Origin of the sequence: Photorhabdus heterorhabditis (genome assembly GCF_001280945.1) — a bacterium.
GTDB lineage: Bacteria > Pseudomonadota > Gammaproteobacteria > Enterobacterales > Enterobacteriaceae > Photorhabdus > Photorhabdus heterorhabditis.
The window spans coordinates 1-19,189 of record NZ_LJCS01000030.1 but is presented as its reverse complement, the minus strand read 5'-3'; the positions used below and the strand labels follow the sequence as shown (position 1 = coordinate 19,189).

General features: G+C 41.6%; 14 protein-coding genes. 8 read left to right on the top strand and 6 right to left on the bottom strand.

The annotated features are described in order from the left end of the window. Nucleotides 1-95: 95 nt before the first annotated feature. Together AM629_RS11715 and AM629_RS11710 are read right to left on the bottom strand one after the other, a co-directional pair. Nucleotides 96-530, bottom strand: a complete 435-nt coding sequence (locus AM629_RS11715; RefSeq protein ID WP_054479128.1) for a tail fiber assembly protein — start codon at nt 528-530, stop codon at nt 96-98. Between the two features lies 1 nt (nt 531). Then, nucleotides 532-1,359, bottom strand: coding sequence for a phage tail protein (locus AM629_RS11710; RefSeq protein ID WP_054479127.1), 828 nt, complete (start codon nt 1,357-1,359; stop codon nt 532-534). A gap of 710 nt (nt 1,360-2,069) precedes the next feature. Between AM629_RS11710 and AM629_RS24610 the strand changes: the two genes are divergently transcribed. After that, nucleotides 2,070-2,666, top strand: a complete 597-nt coding sequence (locus AM629_RS24610; protein ID WP_072161877.1) for a gp53-like domain-containing protein — start codon at nt 2,070-2,072, stop codon at nt 2,664-2,666. A gap of 349 nt (nt 2,667-3,015) precedes the next feature. Then, nucleotides 3,016-3,522, top strand: coding sequence for a tRNA adenosine(34) deaminase TadA (gene tadA / locus AM629_RS11700; RefSeq protein WP_072161876.1), 507 nt, complete (start codon nt 3,016-3,018; stop codon nt 3,520-3,522). Nucleotides 3,523-3,536: 14 nt separating this feature from the next. On the opposite strand, the gene AM629_RS11695 is transcribed toward tadA, so the two are convergent. Both AM629_RS11695 and mltF read right to left on the bottom strand, forming a co-directional pair. Beyond that, nucleotides 3,537-5,843, bottom strand: a complete 2,307-nt coding sequence (locus AM629_RS11695; RefSeq protein WP_054479124.1) for an Orn/Lys/Arg family decarboxylase — start codon at nt 5,841-5,843, stop codon at nt 3,537-3,539. A 126-nt stretch (nt 5,844-5,969) separates the two neighbouring features. Next, nucleotides 5,970-7,391: a membrane-bound lytic murein transglycosylase MltF gene (gene mltF / locus AM629_RS11690; RefSeq protein ID WP_054479123.1), complete on the bottom strand. Its 1,422-nt coding sequence runs from the start codon at nt 7,389-7,391 to the stop codon at nt 5,970-5,972. Between the two features lie 267 nt (nt 7,392-7,658). Here mltF and purL point away from each other — a divergent pair, with 267 nt between their 5' ends. Beyond that, a complete protein-coding gene (gene purL, locus AM629_RS11685) occupies nt 7,659-11,546 on the top strand; it encodes a phosphoribosylformylglycinamidine synthase (RefSeq protein ID WP_054479184.1) in 3,888 nt (1,295 codons plus the stop codon). A gap of 116 nt (nt 11,547-11,662) precedes the next feature. On the opposite strand, the gene AM629_RS11680 is transcribed toward purL, so the two are convergent. Both AM629_RS11680 and AM629_RS11675 read right to left on the bottom strand, forming a co-directional pair. Beyond that, nucleotides 11,663-12,010: a hypothetical protein gene (locus tag AM629_RS11680; RefSeq protein WP_054479119.1), complete on the bottom strand. Its 348-nt coding sequence runs from the start codon at nt 12,008-12,010 to the stop codon at nt 11,663-11,665. Next, nucleotides 11,997-12,269: a type II toxin-antitoxin system prevent-host-death family antitoxin gene (locus AM629_RS11675; RefSeq protein WP_054479118.1), complete on the bottom strand. Its 273-nt coding sequence runs from the start codon at nt 12,267-12,269 to the stop codon at nt 11,997-11,999. Before AM629_RS11675 ends, AM629_RS11680 begins: the two co-directional genes overlap by 14 nt. Before the next feature lie 789 nt (nt 12,270-13,058). Between AM629_RS11675 and AM629_RS11670 the strand changes: the two genes are divergently transcribed. The 5 genes from AM629_RS11670 (at nt 13,059) to glnB (ending at nt 18,710) form a co-directional block, all read left to right on the top strand. Continuing rightward, nucleotides 13,059-14,498, top strand: coding sequence for a sensor histidine kinase (locus AM629_RS11670; RefSeq protein WP_054479183.1), 1,440 nt, complete (start codon nt 13,059-13,061; stop codon nt 14,496-14,498). Then, nucleotides 14,498-15,334, top strand: a complete 837-nt coding sequence (gene qseG, locus AM629_RS11665) for a two-component system QseEF-associated lipoprotein QseG (RefSeq protein ID WP_054479117.1) — start codon at nt 14,498-14,500, stop codon at nt 15,332-15,334. The genes AM629_RS11670 and qseG overlap by 1 nt, the downstream gene beginning before the upstream one ends. Next, nucleotides 15,331-16,668: a two-component system response regulator GlrR gene (gene glrR, locus AM629_RS11660; RefSeq protein ID WP_054479115.1), complete on the top strand. Its 1,338-nt coding sequence runs from the start codon at nt 15,331-15,333 to the stop codon at nt 16,666-16,668. Before qseG ends, glrR begins: the two co-directional genes overlap by 4 nt. 65 nt (nt 16,669-16,733) lie before the next feature. After that, nucleotides 16,734-18,356 carry an NAD+ synthase gene (locus tag AM629_RS11655; protein ID WP_054479113.1) on the top strand — a complete coding sequence of 541 codons (1,623 nt, stop codon included), beginning with the start codon at nt 16,734-16,736 and terminating at the stop codon, nt 18,354-18,356. Nucleotides 18,357-18,371: 15 nt separating this feature from the next. Continuing rightward, on the top strand, nt 18,372-18,710 hold the full coding sequence (gene glnB / locus AM629_RS11650) for a nitrogen regulatory protein P-II (protein WP_054479111.1): 339 nt from the start codon (nt 18,372-18,374) through the stop codon (nt 18,708-18,710). Nucleotides 18,711-19,189 lie beyond the last annotated feature (479 nt).

Sequence of the window (19,189 nt, the reverse complement as noted above, 5' to 3'; positions counted from 1 at the left end):
ATGATAACAGAATATTTACTGCTGTTGTTCTGGCAATAATACAATAACAAAATGATAAAGACCGGGTTCTTCTTGAATCCCGGCCTTTTTATTAATTACGATAATGGCGCAATTGGCCAGTCAATGTCCGGTGCTTTCGAAGTATCAACCCGGTTAAGCATCACGCGGTATTTTTTCCATTCTTTAAGTGATAACGTTTCTTCATCTGTTGCTATATCAAGTTCTACCGCATCAGCCAGTGGCGTTATTTCTTTATTTGCGAGAGATATAAATTGCTTTCTTTGGATTTCTGCAATAGATATCAATTCCTCTTGTGTTGGGGGTGGAATATCTTCCCAACAAGGCAGGCCATCTTCGCCAGAGGAGCGTATTTTTCCTGTCGGCGGTATTCCCGAAAATTCATTGAATATGTCATCAGTTACAGGTACAGGATCATTTGGCCATGAGCCGGTTTCAATATAATCCTGTTGTAATGATAGTGGATAAAATGCTTTATTTGATGCACTGAATACATAGTTTTTATTGTTCATATTAATACCCTATTGCTCTATAAAATGCTGCTACAGGAATTTGTAAATTTGGAATACTGCTAAAACATTGGAATTTGGCATTATCGACCATCATTATTGAAAATGTGCCCGCATGTTGAGGGGCGTTACCAACGTGAGTTAACGTGACGTTGAGACATGTATTCGGGAATGGAATTGGAAAGTTATTTAAAGCGCCAGGTTCGGCATAAGCATTGCCTTTAACTGATGCTATTCCCCACATTTCAATTAAACCCGAAGGTAATTTTTGCCATCCGACCTGATTCAGGTTAGCGGTGAAAAACGACATATCAGGTACCTGATTTTCACTATTTCCTATCGTTATTTTTGTTGTATCTGATAAACCAAGGTTCTTTATAAACTCAGCTTTATTAGGAATGTCTGCGCCGTTTTGGTCTTTTGCTAGTCGATTATTAGCATTATCATTTACATCAGAAACAAGCTTCTGAGTTGCAGCGAGTGTATTACTGTTGCCTATTTGGTCTGTGAGCTGAATAATTCCTTTTTCTGTTAATGAGGCATCTCGAACTTCTGTTGTGTTTTGTTGTTCTAAGGCTTTCTTGAATTGGGTGGTGAGTTTGTCTATATCCCCATTATCGAGAACATCTTCACCAGATTGTGTTGCGATAAAATTAGCGACGACAGTGGATATGGTTGACGACTGACGTAATGCCTTATTTAATAGTTCGGCGGTAATATTTCCTGTTGGAAATCCAGCTTGCAAGTTTTGATCTTTTTCATATATTTCTTGCTTCACTATATTTGCATTTTCACTAATAGAAAAAGCCTTAAAATCATTCTTTTGACTCATGTATTTATCTCCAATTAAGTACTGCATTTTATAAGCAATATAGTGAATTTTTGTAAAAACAATTTCTCCCTTTTCACGCCGGCTATAGTTTAGTTATAAAAAGGAATAATGGAATATTTTTATAACTTATAGGGTTAACTATTTTTATATAATTGGTGGTAATAAATATTTTAATGTTTTGTAATATGAAATAGATCTAAATTATTTGTATTTAATGTTTGAAAGTGATTTTTATTAATTTCATTTGCGGTTTGAGAAGGTTGGGTGATTGCCATTGTTATATGAAAATTCCATGTTTTAATTAAAGGTATACTGGGAAAAGTAAAGATTAGTTTTATATTCAAAGGTAATGATATGTTTGGTTGTTATCATGAATTATTTGTTTTTATAATGTGTTGGTGTTATTTTATGGTGAATGTATATCATGCTGAATAATAATGTCGTTCTTCCATGATACGTGTCGGTTTATTTAGTATGTATCTGATTGTATTGTCTTTATAAAGCTAATGTTAATAATATGGTCTGTATGTTTTTATAAATGGAGTTATTTGTATTAGCATGAATTTATTAATTAAATTAATTTTTTATAATGTCGGCATTAAAATAAATTTGTTGATTGATTATATGCTCATGTTAAATTTATATTTGAAAGTCCTTATGTAAATAAAGTTTTCATCAAGAATTTTTGTTATTTTCTATTAGGAGGTTAAATGAGTAATAAGAATGATTTTAAAGCGTTTTCTATTAAAGATGGTGCTAATGTAGTGAGTCAAAATTTATATGAAAATAGTCCAGAATTGCAAACTGGATTTCCCCCAGTCGGTCTTACCACGCATGTATTAAATAAGGCATTACGCCAGTCGTCTACAATAGCCTCTGTCGTCGCTAATTTTATGTCAACGCAGTGTGAAAAGGATGTTCTGGATAATGGAGATTTGGCAACACTTAATAAGACTTTTACTGACTCATTACAGTGCCATATGAAAAAACAATATCTTGGTAGTCTGTCACCTAACGGTTATCAACAACTGCCGGGTGGATTAATACTTCAATGGGGAAGACATAATTTTACTCCATTAGCGAGAAACAAAGTTATTTTACCAACACCTTTTAAGTATGGTTTTCTGCGGGTTTTTATGTCACCTGTTGGTGATTGGATATTTCCGATGTCAGCAGCAACTAACGGGACATTGAATACTTTTGATTCTTGGGTTGCTGCGCGAACTGTTAACGCTTATGGAGCTGAAATCAGGTTATCTGCTAATGATACTTATGTCTATGGCGATTATTTCGCAATCGGCTATTAATTAACATATCAAAAAAATAATAAGAATAAGCCGAATTTTTCGGCTTTATTTTTTTATTTTAAAATATATTATGTGAATTGATTTTGGGAATAATGCAGTGGCATAAAATATTTTAAATAATCTCCGGTGTCTATTTTCATCGAAATGATAAGTAAATATACCCTTCATCTTTCAAGCTGCTGCTTTGTTGGCTGCGTTCACTTACCCCAGTCACATCGTTATCTATGCTCCTGGGGATGCGTTCTCTTGCCGCCGCGCTGCAACTTGAAATCTATTGGGTATATATCTGGAAAATAGGAAAAATAAATCGTTATAATTGTCCCTGATAATAGTGAAGTGAGATACCGTAGTGACTAAAATATATAGTGATGAATATTGGATGCAGCAGGCGATGAAACGAGCAATAAAAGCATGGGAGCAGGGGGAAATACCTGTAGGCGCTGTATTGGTCGCAGATAATGAAATCATTGCTGAAGGTTGGAATCAATCTATTATTGCGCATGATCCCTCTGCTCATGCAGAAGTTATTGCGTTACGGAAAGGGGGAGAGCAGTTGCAAAATTATCGTCTGTTAAACACCACTTTATATGTCACTCTTGAGCCTTGTGTTATGTGCGCTGGTGCTATGATACATAGCCGGATACAGCGACTGGTTTATGGCGCTAGCGATATGAAAACGGGTGCAGCCGGTTCTTTGATTGATATATTGCGCCATCCTGGCATGAATCATCAAATTGAAATTACAGGTGGAGTTCTTGCGGAAGAGTGCTCCACGATGTTGAGTGTTTTTTTCAAACAACGTCGGGAGCAACATAAAGCATTAAAAGCAGCCAGAAGACAGCAGGAAGAAAATTAATAAATATTGTTGATTCACTCTTTTAGCACCCATACATGGTACTCGCCGTTTATCATCTCTGCGCCTTCCAGAATTTTCTCGAAGCCTGGGAATCTTTTATTCCACTCATTGATCTGGCGAATATATTGTAACCAGGGAGAATTTTCATCACCAAAGGATTCCCCCGGCATGATGATGGGTATCCCCGGTGGATAAGGAATAACGCCAACAGCCGATATACGTTCTGCTAGTTTACTGAGTGGTATATGTTCAGTACGGCCTGCCATATGGTCAAGGAATGCCTGCCGAGGGAGTTTCACTATGTCAGGTAATTGGCTAAATGATCTTGTTTGTTCAATATCCATTTCATAGTCTTTCATATATCTGAACATTTCGTCCGAAATATCTTTTAGTCCTATATCTTGATAATTTTGAGGATATTGCTTAGTGAGTTTCGGCAAACACTGTTTAAGTGGTGTATTAGCGTCATAGTGCTTCTTAAAGCTTAATAATACATTGAGCAACGTGCCCCATTTGCCTTTGGTGACTCCGAGAGTAAACTGGCAAAGAACGATGAAATCAGTGGTACGTGCAGGTACAATGTCGTGTTGGCTCAGGTAAGCGGAAAGAATTTCGGCTGGAATGCCATTTTCCATCAGTTCATCATTATCATTCATGCCTGGGCACAAAATACCGATTTTCATTGGATCAAGTAGGCACCATTCTTCCGATAGATTGTGAAATCCATGCCATTTTTCTCCCTCTTTTAATACCCAACAGGAGGGATCATTTGCCAATTGTTCTCTGCTTGCTTCATGGAAAGGAATTAATTGACCGCTGTCTGAACTGATAATCTCTCTGGCATTCCAGGGTGAGAAGAACCAATCATCTTTTTGTTTAAATTCATGGTGGGTCTTTGCCAAAGTCAGACGAAAGTCCACGGCTTCATTGATAGCACTTTGTATCAGTCTTTGTCCCTGCGGGCCATCCATCATAGCCGCGCCAATTTCATTAGTAGCGATTAGCGGATATAGCGGTGAAGTTGTGGACTGCATCATATAAGACTCATTGAAACGGGAGTGTTCAATGGGTTTTCTGCCATTGCGAATATGGATATAGGATGATTGCGATAATGCCGCTAGCATTTTATGCGTGGACTGAGTAGCAAATATTGTAGGGCTATTACTATCAAAATCATTTGGTTCACCACGCATTGAATAACGATGTTTATACATCGGGTTAAAACGGGCATAAGCAAACCAGGCTTCATCAAAGTGAATTTGATCAACACTTTTTGCCAATAAATCTTCTACTTGTTCTGAGTGATAACATATCCCATCGTAAGTACTGTTGGTTACGACAGCATAAACAGGTTGGCTGTCTGTAGCATTCTCTTTTAATGGGTGTTCGTCGATGATTTGTTGGATATATTCTGGTTGAAATTGATCTTTAGGAATGGGGCCGATAATACCATAACGGTTGCGTTGTGGAATAAGGTATATGGGCAAAGCCCCTGTCATTATTAAACCTTGTTCAATGGATTTATGGCAATTGCGGTCGCATATAATAATCTCTTTTTCACCAATAACGGCACTCATGATAATACGGTTGGAACCAGAAGTGCCGCCAAGAACACAATAGCTCTGATGAGCACCAAAAATAGTGGCGGCATATTCTTCTGATTCTTTGATTGCACCTGTATGATCTAAAAGTGAGCCAAGTACTGTCCTTTCTACCCCAAGATCACTTCTGAATAGATTTTCCCCAAAAAAGTTGATTAATTCCCTTCCTGCCGCTGTTTTGGTAAAAGCGACGCCTCCTTGATGTCCAGGAGTCGTCCAGGAATATTCTGGTGATTCTTGGGTATATTGAAATAATGCTCGGGTGAAAGGAGGTAATAACTGAGCATAGTATTTTTTAATCAGGGCATTGGCGCGGGAGGCAATAAATCCAACCGTATCTTCAAGCATCCAGACAAATTCATCTACTAATCTCATTGCTTCAAGTGTCAGTGTATCTATGCTGGAGTCTTCGGCGGTTAGCAATACCGGGATAGTGATATTGTGTCTGCGTATTTCTCTCAGCAATTCTGATACTTGTTCATGTGATTCAGCGTTATTGTCACCTGAAGTCCAGTCAACAAAAATACAGCACAGTGAAGAATCAGAAGAAACCGTTGCTATGCCATCTTGAATTGTTGCAGCAGGGATAACGGCAAAATTGTTCTTTTTCAATGCATCTATTAGCTCGGTAAATGCACGGCCATTTGCAGTCGTCGGGTTACATACGTGGCTACTTACAACCATAATCTTACTTTGTTCGTTAATATCTAAATTAATCATGATGCATCCTTTAGGTAAGATAGTATCCTGATAAATTTAGTATAGTTAGTTTAATTTGTTGTAAAACATAATATGATTGGGGATATATAATTAACTATCATTGCATTTTTAGCGATAGCTAATTGTTTACTCTGTTTTTGATTTCTCTTCCTGAGAAACTAATTTTTGCCGGTTTTCTTTTGCCTGTAAATATCCAACTAAACTAAGTTGATAACGGCGGATATTCTCGACATAGCGATAAGCTTCATGTCCACGGGCATAACCATAGGTGGTGTTCGTATAATATTTTTTTTGACTTAATAGAGGTATTCGGGCTTTCACATCAAGCCAGCGATCAGGGTTGCCTTTTTGTGCTGCTGTCAATTTCCGGGCATCCAACATATGACCGTAGCCCATATTGTAAGCAGCCAGTGCAAACCATATCCGTTCATCTTTAGGGATATTTTCAGGTAGTCGTTTCATCAGATTTTGCAGATAGATTGCACCTCCCTTAATGCTTTCTTCTGGATCAAGGCGGTCAACGACACCAAGCCCTTTAGCGGTTGGATGGGTTAACATCATCAGGCCACGGACCCCTGTTGGAGATGTTGCCTGCGGGTCCCAATGTGATTCCTGCCAGGCAATTGCTGCCAGCAGTTGCCAGCTGATATCACCAGAATATTTTTCAAATAATGGTTGATAAATCGGGAGAATATTATCAATGGCACTAAGAAAAAAGAGGGTATCGAAGTAATCAAACGAACTGACATGAGCAAAATATTTCTCTTCTAGCCGTGGCATCACATCTTCTTCCGTCATTTGACTGAAAAAATCCAACATAGCAGCATAAAGGCTGTAATCATCAGTACGCTTTAAATACCACGTTAAAGGATTGTCTTCACTGATATCAAAAGCGACGGCCAGATTAGGGTGAGTACGCTGTTGCAACGCGACATTGATAGAGTCGCCCAAGGTGTAATCTAGTTTGCCCTCTGATACCCGCTCCAGTAATTCCCGGGTGTTGTATTGTTGCGTTTCATCCCATTCAAGTTCCGGGTAAGACTCTTCTTTCATCTTTTTCAGTGTGCTGACGTGAGAAGAACCGGCAGTGACGAGGAGTTTGCCTTTTAAGTCCTTAAAAGAACGAGGGCGCGGAGTACCTTTGCGATAAATCAACTGTTGGGAAACAGAATAATAAGCTGGACCAGTGTGAGTTTGTGCCAACCTCTCCTTGTTATAGGTCAGACCTGCGGCTAGAAAATCAGCATCACCATTTTCTAGATCGTTAAATAATTGGTTGATATTTTTTCTGAATTTGATTTCCAGTTTAACGCCAAGGTAATCAGCGAAGCGTTTTACCAGCTCATAATCGAATCCATTGGGTTCTTTCTTACCTGTGAGATAAATCAGAGGTGAGCTGATGGTGCTGATCCGCAGTTCCCCCCTAGTAATGATCCTGTTAATCTGCTCCTGCTGTTTATTCGGCCAACTGATGTTTAGGCTGATTATGGCAGCAGAAAAAAGAGCGATAACAATGATAACGAAATAATTTATTTTTATATTATTCAAATGGTTATCTCTGTGTGACGCGATGTGGTGCTATGTGGAAACGCGCTATATTATCATGGTTAAATTTCCAGTGATTGAGCATTTTGCGGAACAAAAACTTACTGCGCAACTTAATTAATACTCTTCGCATAACCTGACAACCAAATACTTAGCCTTAATAATCGTCACGCAAACGGTTTCGTCACTGGTTGCAATCCTTTATAATGTGTTTATTTCCCCGAAGGCATCAGTCAGGTTTTGCTTCTTAAGATGAGAGAATTTATTACTATGGAAATTCTGCGTGGTTCCCCCGCTTTATCAGTATTTCGTATCACCAAGCTCCTTTCTGTGTGTCAGGAACAGCAACTTCCGGTCAATGATATTTATGCGGAATACGTTCATTTTGCAGAGATTAATGCACCTTTGAGTGAGGCTGATTCAGCAAAGTTACAACAATTACTAAAATACGGGCCGTCATTGGCTGAGCATGAACCCAAAGGGACATTGCTGCTAGTGACTCCCCGTCCGGGGACGATTTCCCCATGGTCTTCCAAAGCAACCGATATTGCTCATAATTGTGGTCTATCTCAGGTTGTGCGTCTGGAGCGTGGTCTGGCTTATTACATCCAGTGTGATGAAATGAGTGGTTCACAGTGGCAAATATTGTCGTCATTGCTGCATGATCAGATGATGGAGACGGTTTTTACTCAATTGGAACAGGCGGAAAAATTATTTTCTCATCAGCAACCCGCTCCATTAAAGCGCATTGCTATTCTGCAAGAAGGGCGCGGTGCTCTAGAGAAAGCGAATACTGAACTTGGATTGGCATTGGCACCGGATGAAATTGATTATCTGATGGACGCTTTCGAGAAATTGGGGCGCAATCCAACAGATGTTGAACTTTACATGTTTGCTCAAGCTAACTCAGAACATTGCCGCCATAAAATCTTTAATGCTGATTGGATTATTGATGGTCAGGAACAGCCAAAATCATTGTTTAAAATGATTAAAAATACCTATGAGCAAACACCTGATTACGTGCTGTCCGCTTATAAAGATAATGCGGCTGTGATGGAAGGGTCTTCTGTTGGCCGTTTCTTTGCTGGAGTGGAAGGCGGTTCATATGATTATCATCAGGAACAAGCTCATATCCTGATGAAGGTTGAAACTCATAATCATCCGACGGCAATCTCGCCTTGGCCGGGTGCCGCGACCGGTTCTGGTGGTGAAATCCGTGATGAAGGTGCGACGGGACGGGGTGCCAAGCCAAAAGCCGGGTTGGTAGGATTCTCTGTATCCAATCTGCGGATACCGGGTTTTGAACAGCCATGGGAAGCGGATTTTGGCAAACCGGAACGTATCGTCAGTGCTCTGGATATCATGACGGAAGGTCCTTTGGGTGGCGCTGCATTTAATAACGAATTTGGCCGTCCAGCGCTGCTTGGTTATTTTCGTACCTATGAAGAAAAAGTAAACAGTCATAACGGCAGTGAGCTGCGTGGTTATCACAAACCAATTATGTTGGCGGGCGGGATTGGTAATATCCGTGATGAACATGTCAAGAAGGGTGAAATTTCTGTTGGCGCGAAACTGATTGTGCTTGGTGGTCCGTCCATGAACATCGGTTTGGGTGGTGGCGCTGCCTCTTCTATGGCGTCTGGTCAATCTGATGCTGATCTGGATTTTGCTTCTGTGCAACGTGATAACCCGGAAATGGAACGCCGTTGTCAGGAAGTTATCGATCGTTGTTGGCAATTGGGAGAAAACAACCCGATTTTGTTCATTCATGATGTTGGTGCTGGCGGGCTTTCCAACGCTATGCCTGAGTTGGTGAGTGATGGTGGTCGCGGTGGTCGGTTTGAACTACGTAAGATTCTTAATGATGAACCAGGAATGAGTCCGCTGGAGGTCTGGTGTAATGAATCTCAGGAGCGTTATGTACTGGCTGTTGCGCCAGAACAACTTCCTTTGTTTGAAGAAATTTGTCGGCGTGAGCGGGCACCTTATGCTGTTATCGGTGAGGCAACAGCAGAACGTCATTTGCGGCTTAATGATGAGCATTTTGATAATCAGCCAATCGATATGCCGCTGGATGTGTTGCTGGGTAAAACGCCAAAGATGTTGCGTAATGTCAGCACATTAAAAGCTAGAGGAGAAAACCTTGAGCGTCGGAATATTGACTTGGCAGAAGCGGTTAAGCGCATTATGCATTTGCCTGCTGTGGCAGAAAAAACATTCTTGATAACTATAGGTGATCGTACGGTCACGGGAATGGTTTCTCGTGATCAGATGGTAGGCCCGTGGCAGATCCCGGTAGCTGACTGCGCTGTGACTACCGCCAGTCTTGATAGTTACTATGGCGAAGCCATGTCTATGGGTGAACGTGCTCCAGTTGCTTTGTTGGATTTTGCCGCCTCTGCTCGTCTGGCTGTCGGTGAAGCTCTGACCAACATTGCTTCTGCTTATGTCCAAGATTTGAAGCGTATTAAACTTTCAGCTAATTGGATGTCTGCTGCCGGTCATCCTGGTGAGGATGCCGGTTTGTATGCGGCGGTCAAAGCGGTGGGGGAGGAATTGTGTCCGGCATTGGGGCTAACTATTCCGGTGGGTAAAGATTCTATGTCGATGAAAACCAGCTGGAATGATAAAGGTGAAGAGCGTGAAATGACGTCACCTTTGTCGTTGGTTATTACTGCTTTTGCCAGAGTGGAAGACGTACGCCGTACAATAACGCCTGAGCTTTCCATTGATGAAGATAATGCGTTGTTGTTAATCGATCTGGGACAAGGACAGAATACATTGGGCGCTACAGCATTGGCGCAGGTTTACCGTCAGTTGGGTAATAAAACCGCAGATGTACGTAGTGCTGAGCAATTGGCTGGATTCTTCAATGCTGTTCAACAACTGATCGCGGAGCAGAAATTACTGGCTTATCACGACCGTTCTGATGGTGGTTTGCTGGTAACGTTGGCTGAAATGGCTTTTGCTGGTCACTGTGGCGTTGAAGCTGATATCAGTGTGTTTGATGAAGATATTCTGGCCGCGCTCTTTACGGAAGAGTTGGGTGCCGTCATTCAGATTCGTTCATCTGAAAGGGCGTTTGTTGAGCAGATTTTGGCAGAACATGGTTTGGCCGATTGCGTGCATTATTTGGGTAAAGCTAAAGCAGGGGATGATTTTGTCATTTTCAGCGGTAATACGGAAGTATATCGCCAGAATCGCAGTACTTTGCGTCGGTGGTGGGCTGAAACCACATGGCAAATGCAGCGTTTGCGCGATAACCCGGAATGTGCAGATCAGGAACATCAGGCGAAACAGGATAATCAGGACCCAGGTCTGAATGTAAAATTAACCTTTGACCATTCAGAAGATATTGCTGCACCTTACATTTTGCATCAGGTAAGGCCGAAAGTGGCGGTATTGCGTGAACAAGGCGTTAACTCTCATGTTGAAATGGCCGCTGCATTCCACCGAGCAGGTTTCGAGGCTATTGATGTTCATATGAGTGATTTGTTGTCTGGACGTATTGGATTGAGCCAGTTCCAGACATTGGTTGCCTGTGGTGGCTTCTCTTATGGTGACGTACTGGGAGCGGGTGAAGGTTGGGCAAAATCAATTCTGTTCAATGAGCGTGTTCGTGATGAATTTGCGGCTTTCTTTACACGACCTGATACTTTGGCGCTTGGTGTTTGTAATGGTTGTCAGATGATGTCTAACTTGCGGGAATTGATCCCGGGTGCAGAACATTGGCCGCGTTTTGTACGTAACCGTTCAGAGCGTTTTGAAGCACGGTTCAGTTTGGTGGAGATTGCTGACAGCCCATCATTATTCCTGAAAGATATGGTGGGTTCTCGTCTGCCGATTGCTGTTTCTCATGGGGAAGGGCAAGTGGAATTCCGCGATAGTCAACATCTTCATATGCTTGAAAGTAGCCAGTTAGTGGCTCTGCGTTATGTGAACAACTATGGTCAGGTCACTGAAAATTATCCGGCTAACCCAAATGGTTCAGTGAATGGTATTACAGCGGTTACTAGCCTTGATGGGCGTGCAACCGTGATGATGCCGCATCCAGAAAGGGTATTCCGCACTGTCAGTAACTCATGGCACCCAGTGGAATGGGATGAGGATGGCCCATGGATGCGAATTTTCCGTAATGCTCGTAAGCAGTTAGGGTAGTGTTGTAACCGAATAAATAGGGTTCTTTAGTCACGGCAGTGAGAGAATAATTTCAACTGATACGCAAAGGGTGAGCAGAAATTGCTTGCCCTTTTTACTCATGGAGTTTCAGAAGTTCAGTCCCTACGCAGGCAATATTGGATTAATGCTTGGCGTAAGTTCTGCCGTGTACTTAGGAGCAGCATAGCAATTACGGTATGGTTTGCTTCATCTATATTGTAGATTACCCGTAGTTGCAATTTAGTATCCACATAGTCATGGTAACTGATTAACCCAATATCAGCTGTTTCTTCACATAATGGAGCACTTTTGGGATGCTTAAGGACACGGGCCTCAACGCTGTTTAAAAAGGTTTCTAGCATTTTCCAAGATGCTTCTGTGCTGATATGTCTGGTTAAATAGTCAAAGCGTTCATGAAGCTGGTTCTCAAACGTCTGAGTATATTCAATTTTATTTACGATCACTGCTTGCTAAGTTCCGTAAGTTATTTCGCAGTTCATTAGATGACATGATTCGTCCAGATCTTACGTCTTTTTCAGCAAAAGATAGCAAGCGCAGCAATGCCATTTGCTCTTGCTGCATTTCAAATTGAGCAGGATCTTGAACCACATATAGTGGCTCCCCGTTTTGGGTTACTATGACTGGCTGAGATACATCCATAGAAGCCAATTCTTTTTTAAACGCAGAAACTGTCGTAATCCGCGAATTTTGGGTCTGATACATATTGTCCTCCGAGTAGAAACCTTGTTGCTTCTATCTTTAATAATACATCATTTACTGATAAAGGCCATATATGGGGCGAATATAGGCCATTAGTATGATGGCAGTGCTAATGATTCAAATGAGAAAGTTTTGTATCGGAAATTCCCAGAAGTTCAGGCCCTGTTTTTCACTGTCTCAATTACCCGACAAATGCCCATTATAAGTGTCTCCAAAAGGAGACGTTTAATTTATTGATTTATATGTATTTTTATTTTGGCGATCTTAGGTGTCTTTAATTGGAGACAGAAAACAAATTTTATTGATGCCAGAAACAAGGTATTTGGTAGCTGAAACGTTAAGTTTTTATTTTTTTCAAATAAAAACAATTGATTATGATTTTAATTCTAATGTTGGCACGTAACCTGCATTAAATCTGCCTAGTTGCTCATTCAGCTTCTTATGTTGGCCCACATTGGTGGAGACATGCCACATAAACTATCGAATGATGCCAAAGTAAGGTGCCTACCGTCCAACTCAATGATATCGCTTCCCGGCCTTATCAAACATCGGGCGACACGTGGAGTGAGGCACCAACCTATCCTGACTGTAGATAAACAGCAGGAATGTGTTCTCCTCACTGGCGGGACAATAGTTAAAACTATTGTCCCGCCGTCATAATTCAGGTGTCTGCCTGCCTCATTGTTTGGATGTTTGCATCTGCTATTTATCAGTAACAACAGAATTTATCAGCCGACAGGTTTTTCTATCTGCCTTTTGTCGGCTAACATTGGTGTACTGACAAGTTACGAGATGATTCCCTTGAAAAAATGGCGTTTATTTCCGCGCTCATTGCGCCAATTAGTTGTGATGGCTTTCTGGCTAGTACTATTGCCATTATTGGTTTTAGCATATCAGGCTTATCAGAGTCTTGATCAGCTCAGTGAACAAGCGGCTGATATAAACCGTACTACGTTGGCTGATGCTCGCCGCAGTGAAGCCATGACGGGGATTGCGCTGGAGATGGAACGTAGCTACCGCCAGTATTGTGTGTTGGGGGATAAAACGCTGGAAAATCTCTATCAGAAGCAATACCGGCAATACTCTAAAATGCTGAAAGATCAAATGGCGATACTTGATGATCAACAGCATATTAAGACGCTTAACGCTTTATTGTCACCATTGACAAAAATCACCTGCCTCAATAGCGAACCCACACAATCCGCAGCTCAATTACTGGAGCAATTTTCTAATGTTAATAGTCAGATGGTACAGACTACCCGTGATGTTATTTTCAGTCGAGGGGAACAGCTACAGAAAGATATTGCCGAGAAAGGACAATTCTTTGGCTGGCAGAGCCTTATTTTGTTTTTGTTGAGTGCATTATTGGTTGCGTTATTTACTCGTATGATTATCGGGCCAGTGAAAGGTATTGAACGGATGATTAACCGATTGGGAGAAGGGCAATCATTAGGAGTTCGTATAGATTCTTTTCAGGGGCCGCGAGAACTTCGCTCTTTGGCACAGCGGATTGTCTGGCTCAGTGAGCGATTGGCTTGGTTGGAATCACAACGCCATGAGTTTTTGCGTCATATTTCTCATGAATTGAAAACACCATTAGCCAGTATGCGGGAAGGGACAGAATTACTGGCTGACGAAGTTGCAGGGCCATTGACGGTTGATCAGCAAGAAGTGGTTGCTATTCTTGATAATAGTAGTAAACATTTACAGCAGTTGATCGAGCAATTGTTAGATTATAATCGTAAACTGGCGGATAGCTCGACGGAACAACAACAAGTTTCTTTACGGGAAATTGTTAATGAAGTGGTTTTATCACACAGTTTGCCTGCAAGATCAAAGAATATTCAGACAGAAATTCAACTTAATGCTGATATTTGCTGGGCAGAACCTACACTATTAATGCGGGTTATTGATAATCTCTACTCCAATGCGGTGCACTATGGCGCTGAATCCGGTAACATCTGGGTTTCTAGTCGTCAGATCGGCAAATGTGTTCAAATTGATGTTGCTAATACCGGTACTCCAATTCCTGAATCAGAACGTAGTATGATTTTTGAACCGTTCTACCAGGGAACGCTCCAGCGTAAAGGTGCAGTGAAAGGTAGCGGCCTTGGGCTAAGCATTGCGCAAGATTGTATTAAGCGTATGGGAGGTGAACTGTTATTAATTCAGAGCGAATTTGCTGACGTATGTTTTCGTATTGAGTTGCCATTAACTGCTGAGAATAAATAATGTATAACAGGTCTACTTACCGTTTTGTACAAAAGACGGATCGGCAGAGTATTGCGGCACAGCCTGGGAAAAACGTTTTTGTCACCAGACTATTATTACCACGAGTTTCAGTTTGGGGGTTTAGAATGATTCCGCTGATCCTCACTCCTTTTTTATTGGCGGGTTGCGTCAAAAGTCCGGTTAATAATAATTTAATTACAGCTGTAGTAACACCAGAACAACAGGTGACAGATTACCGTATCGCAGACTGCGATTTAATGTGGGATTTAGAGACACCGCCATCGATTGAGAACGCACTTTACTGGCTGCGGCTGATAGGTTGTTCAGATAACCTGACGTTAGCCGAAGCGCGTAATATTGCGAAACACATCATTCCAGTTACTTGGGATTTGGCTTTCAAGCAGAGCATCTTACTGAGTAGTGCCAGGCCGACGCTGGCTGAACGCCGGAAAATGGTTGAAAATCTTAACAAATACAGATTGAAATTCCCAAACTCATTGCGACCATTGTTGCAGTTATGGCGTGAACAACAGGTTCAGCAAATCGCAGTTGCTGAGGAACGAGAAAAATTCCGTAAATTACAATCGGATACCGATAACAAAATTGACCGTTTGCGTGAAAGTCGTGCTCAGCTGGAATTTGAACTACAGGAAACTGCTCGTAAACTGGAAAATTTGACAGATATTGAGCGCCAGCTCTCTTCCCGTAAACAGAATCAGAATAGTGCCAGTTCAAGTCATTCAAATGAACATACTGAAATGCCAGCGACGTCATCACCTGGCAAAAATAGCACGCCAGATGACACATCTGAATCAGATAAAGGAGCAGCACAATGACAGCGCGTAAGCCAGCCCATCTTCTCCTAGTTGATGATGATCCTAGTTTGTTGAAATTATTGGGAATGCGTCTTACTAGCGAAGGCTTTCGTGTCACAACGGCAGAGAGTGGCTATGAAGCACTGAAGCTACTCGCTAAAGAAAAAACTGATTTGGTGATCAGTGATCTGCGTATGGATGAAATGGATGGTATGGCGCTGTTCGCTGAAATTCAGAAACAACAACCAGGAATGCCAGTCATTATTTTGACAGCCCATGGTTCAATTCCTGACGCAGTTGCAGCAACTCAGCAAGGTGTTTTCAGTTTTCTGACTAAACCTGTTGACCGGGACGCACTTTATAAGGCAATTGATGGCGCATTGGCGTTATCTATACCAGCCGGTGATGAGCAGTGGCGGGAACAGATAGTTACCCGTAGCCCAGTTATGTTGCGCTTATTGGAACAGGCGCGGATGGTTGCTCAATCTGATGTGAGTGTGTTGATAAATGGTCAGAGTGGTACAGGGAAGGAAGTATTAGCTCAGGCAATTCATCGTGCCAGTCCACGAGCGAAAAAACCATTTATTGCCATTAATTGTGGTGCTTTGCCGGAACAACTGCTTGAGTCGGAACTGTTTGGTCATGCCAAAGGAGCATTTACCGGTGCGGTCAGCAGCCGTGAAGGGTTGTTTCTTACTGCACAGGGAGGGACGCTGTTTCTTGATGAAATCGGTGATATGCCGCTGGCTTTGCAGGTTAAATTGTTGCGGGTATTACAGGAACGTAAAGTACGTCCACTAGGCAGTAACCGTGATTTGGATATTGATGTGCGGATTATTTCTGCTACTCACCGCGATTTACCAAAGGCAATGGCAAAAAATGAATTTCGGGAAGACCTCTATTATCGCCTGAATGTGGTTAATCTGAAGATTCCTGCCCTGAATGGAAGAGCTGAAGATATTCCTTTGCTGGCGAATCATTTGTTACGTGAATCGGCGAAGCGCCATAAACCTTTTGTCCGCAGTTTCTCTGCTGATGCAATGAAATGTTTGATGTCGGCAAGCTGGCCTGGAAACGTGCGCCAACTTGTTAACGTGATTGAACAATGTGTTGCGTTGACTACTGCACCTGTTATTAGTGAAGCTCTGGTTACGCAGGCGTTGGAAGGGGAGAATACAGCGTTACCTACTTTTGCCGAAGCTAGAAATCAGTTTGAACTGAATTACCTGCGTAAATTACTGCAAATGACCAAAGGTAATGTGACTCATGCAGCGCGTATGGCAGGGCGTAACCGGACTGAATTCTACAAGTTACTGGCGCGTCATGAGTTAGATGCAAATGATTTTAAAGAATAACTTTTCCGCTGTTCAGGAAGTTTTTACACTGGTTAAAGATTGATGGCTTGGGAGAGCCAAATTGTATGAGTCGTACTCTTAATATTGCCCTTGCACAGCTAAATTGGATGATTGGTGACATTGAAGGCAACTGTGAACGCATGTTGCAGACAGTGCAGGAACAGCAGCAGCAAAATGCTGATTTGGTCATGTTCTCTGAACTGGCATTATCCGGTTATTCTCCAGAAGATCTATTATTCCGTACTGATTTTCATCAACGTTGCCGTGAGCAACTGGTGCGTTTACAGGCGGCCAGTTGCCAAACGGCTATTTTGGTTGGTCATCCTTGGGAGCAGGATGGGGAAATTTACAACGCGCTTTCCTTGTTCTGGCGAGGGGAAATCTTGGCTCGTTATTTTAAACAACGGTTGCCAAATTATGGTGTTTTCGATGAAAAACGCTATTTTAACGCGGGCTATCAAAGCTGCGTTGTGCCATTTAAGGGCTATAATCTTGGGTTGCTGATTTGTGAAGATTTATGGTTTGATGAACCGATTGATGCTTTGCAACAGGCTGGTGCGGATTTAATTCTTTCTATTAATGCTTCTCCATATAACCGTGAAAAACCCTATATACGTTATGAACTGATTAGAGAACATTGCCAACGTACAGATTTACCCATGATCTATCTCAATCAGGTTGGTGGTCAGGATGAATTGATTTTCGATGGCTGTTCTAAAGTTTTTAATGCAAATGGTGAAATCACTCACCGGTTGGCTGCATTTAATGAACAAATCCAGCAATGCTGCTTTGATGAATTAAAGATTGAACCTATGGTTAATCCGGCTCCTGAATTACCGCCATTGCAGCAGGTGTATCAAGCATTAGTACTTTCAGTACGTGATTATGTGCGTAAGAATGGCTTTAAAGGTGTTCTGTTAGGCTTATCTGGGGGAATTGATTCTGGCCTGACGTTGGCAATTGCTGTTGATGCGTTAGGTAAAGAGCATGTTCAGGCAGTGATGATGCCGTTCCGCTATACATCTGAAATGAGTATAGAAGATGCCAAAGAACAGGCTGATATGTTGGGTGTTGAGTTTAATGTCGTGTCGATAGAGCCGATATTTGATGCATTTATGACACAATTTGAACCTATGTTTGCCGGTACTGCCAAAGATACCACCGAAGAAAATTTACAAGCGCGTTGCCGCGCCGTTATTCTGATGGCGATGTCTAATAAGCGCCATCGTTTGGTGCTGACGACTAGTAATAAAAGCGAATCGGCTGTGGGATATTCCACATTATATGGTGATATGGCCGGTGGTTTTAATGCGCTGAAAGATGTACCGAAAACATTGGTATTTGAATTGGCAAAATATCGTAATATGGTTTCTCTGGCGATACCTCAAAGAGTCATTGAGCGTCCACCATCGGCAGAATTGGCACCTGGACAGCTTGACCAGGACAGTTTACCACCCTATGACATTCTGGATGCTATTCTGGAGGGGTATGTGGAACAGGATAAATCGGTAGATGAGCTGGTGGTTGCGGGTTTTGATGAAGAGGTGGTACGCAAAGTTATTCGTCTGGTTGATATTAACGAATATAAACGTCGTCAGGCTCCGGTTGGCCCGCGTATTACGCCACGTAATTTTGGTAAAGACAGACGCTACCCGATTACCTCTGGTTTCGGTCGTAAAAACTGGTAACAACAGGAAAACTTCATGAAAAAGATCGATGCGATTATCAAACCTTTCAAATTGGATGATGTGCGTGAAGCTCTGGCTGATGTGGGTATCACTGGAATGACTGTCACAGAGGTGAAAGGTTTCGGACGTCAAAAAGGGCATACAGAATTATATCGCGGTGCAGAATATATGGTAGATTTTCTGCCAAAAGTAAAAATTGAAATTGTTGTGCCAGATGATATTGTCGATACCTGTGTTGAAACCATTATGCAGACAGCACAGACCGGAAAAATCGGTGATGGTAAAATCTTTGTATTCGATGTTGCCCGTGTTGTCCGTATTCGTACTGGTGAACAGGACGAATACGCAATTTAGTATAATTTAATTTTTAAGGGTGGTAATAGTCAGATCAAAGTACCACCTTTAAATATAAAAATTAGGATTTTCGTAGATAGCCACTACTTTTGGGTTGTATCTGGGTGATAAGTTACGTGTCGAAGTAAAATAAGATATTTTTATATAAAACCAAGGTATTGGCTGATATAAAAATATTTAAAATGTAGTAAAAAACTTGCCAGCATAATAGTAAGATTAGGCTAATATATTCATTAATTATGATGCGTTATATGGTTAATTAAGCAATTTATTATAAATATCATCATTAGATTTCAAGTTGCAGTGCGGCGGCAAGAGAACGCATCCCCAGGAGCATAGATAACGATGTGACTGGGGTAAGTGAACGCAGCCAACAAAGCAGCAGCCTGAAAGATGAAGGGTATAAATCAATTAATTAAATTATAGTCTCGCCCGATTTCAATAAAGAAATTCATTTTTTCATAATCGAATATGATAAT

Excerpts from the sequence above, each read along its gene's own strand:
- AM629_RS11715 (WP_054479128.1), bottom strand. The coding sequence starts at position 530 with ATGAACAATAAAAACTATGTATTCAGTGCATCAAATAAAGCATTTTAT.
- AM629_RS11710 (WP_054479127.1), bottom strand. The coding sequence starts at position 1,359 with ATGAGTCAAAAGAATGATTTTAAGGCTTTTTCTATTAGTGAAAATGCA.
- AM629_RS24610 (WP_072161877.1), top strand. The coding sequence starts at position 2,070 with ATGAGTAATAAGAATGATTTTAAAGCGTTTTCTATTAAAGATGGTGCT.
- AM629_RS11695 (WP_054479124.1), bottom strand. The coding sequence starts at position 5,843 with ATGATTAATTTAGATATTAACGAACAAAGTAAGATTATGGTTGTAAGT.
- purL (WP_054479184.1), top strand. The coding sequence starts at position 7,659 with ATGGAAATTCTGCGTGGTTCCCCCGCTTTATCAGTATTTCGTATCACC.
- AM629_RS11675 (WP_054479118.1), bottom strand. The coding sequence starts at position 12,269 with ATGTATCAGACCCAAAATTCGCGGATTACGACAGTTTCTGCGTTTAAA.
- AM629_RS11670 (WP_054479183.1), top strand. The coding sequence starts at position 13,059 with ATGATTCCCTTGAAAAAATGGCGTTTATTTCCGCGCTCATTGCGCCAA.
- qseG (WP_054479117.1), top strand. The coding sequence starts at position 14,498 with ATGTATAACAGGTCTACTTACCGTTTTGTACAAAAGACGGATCGGCAG.
- glrR (WP_054479115.1), top strand. The coding sequence starts at position 15,331 with ATGACAGCGCGTAAGCCAGCCCATCTTCTCCTAGTTGATGATGATCCT.
- AM629_RS11655 (WP_054479113.1), top strand. The coding sequence starts at position 16,734 with ATGAGTCGTACTCTTAATATTGCCCTTGCACAGCTAAATTGGATGATT.
- glnB (WP_054479111.1), top strand. The coding sequence starts at position 18,372 with ATGAAAAAGATCGATGCGATTATCAAACCTTTCAAATTGGATGATGTG.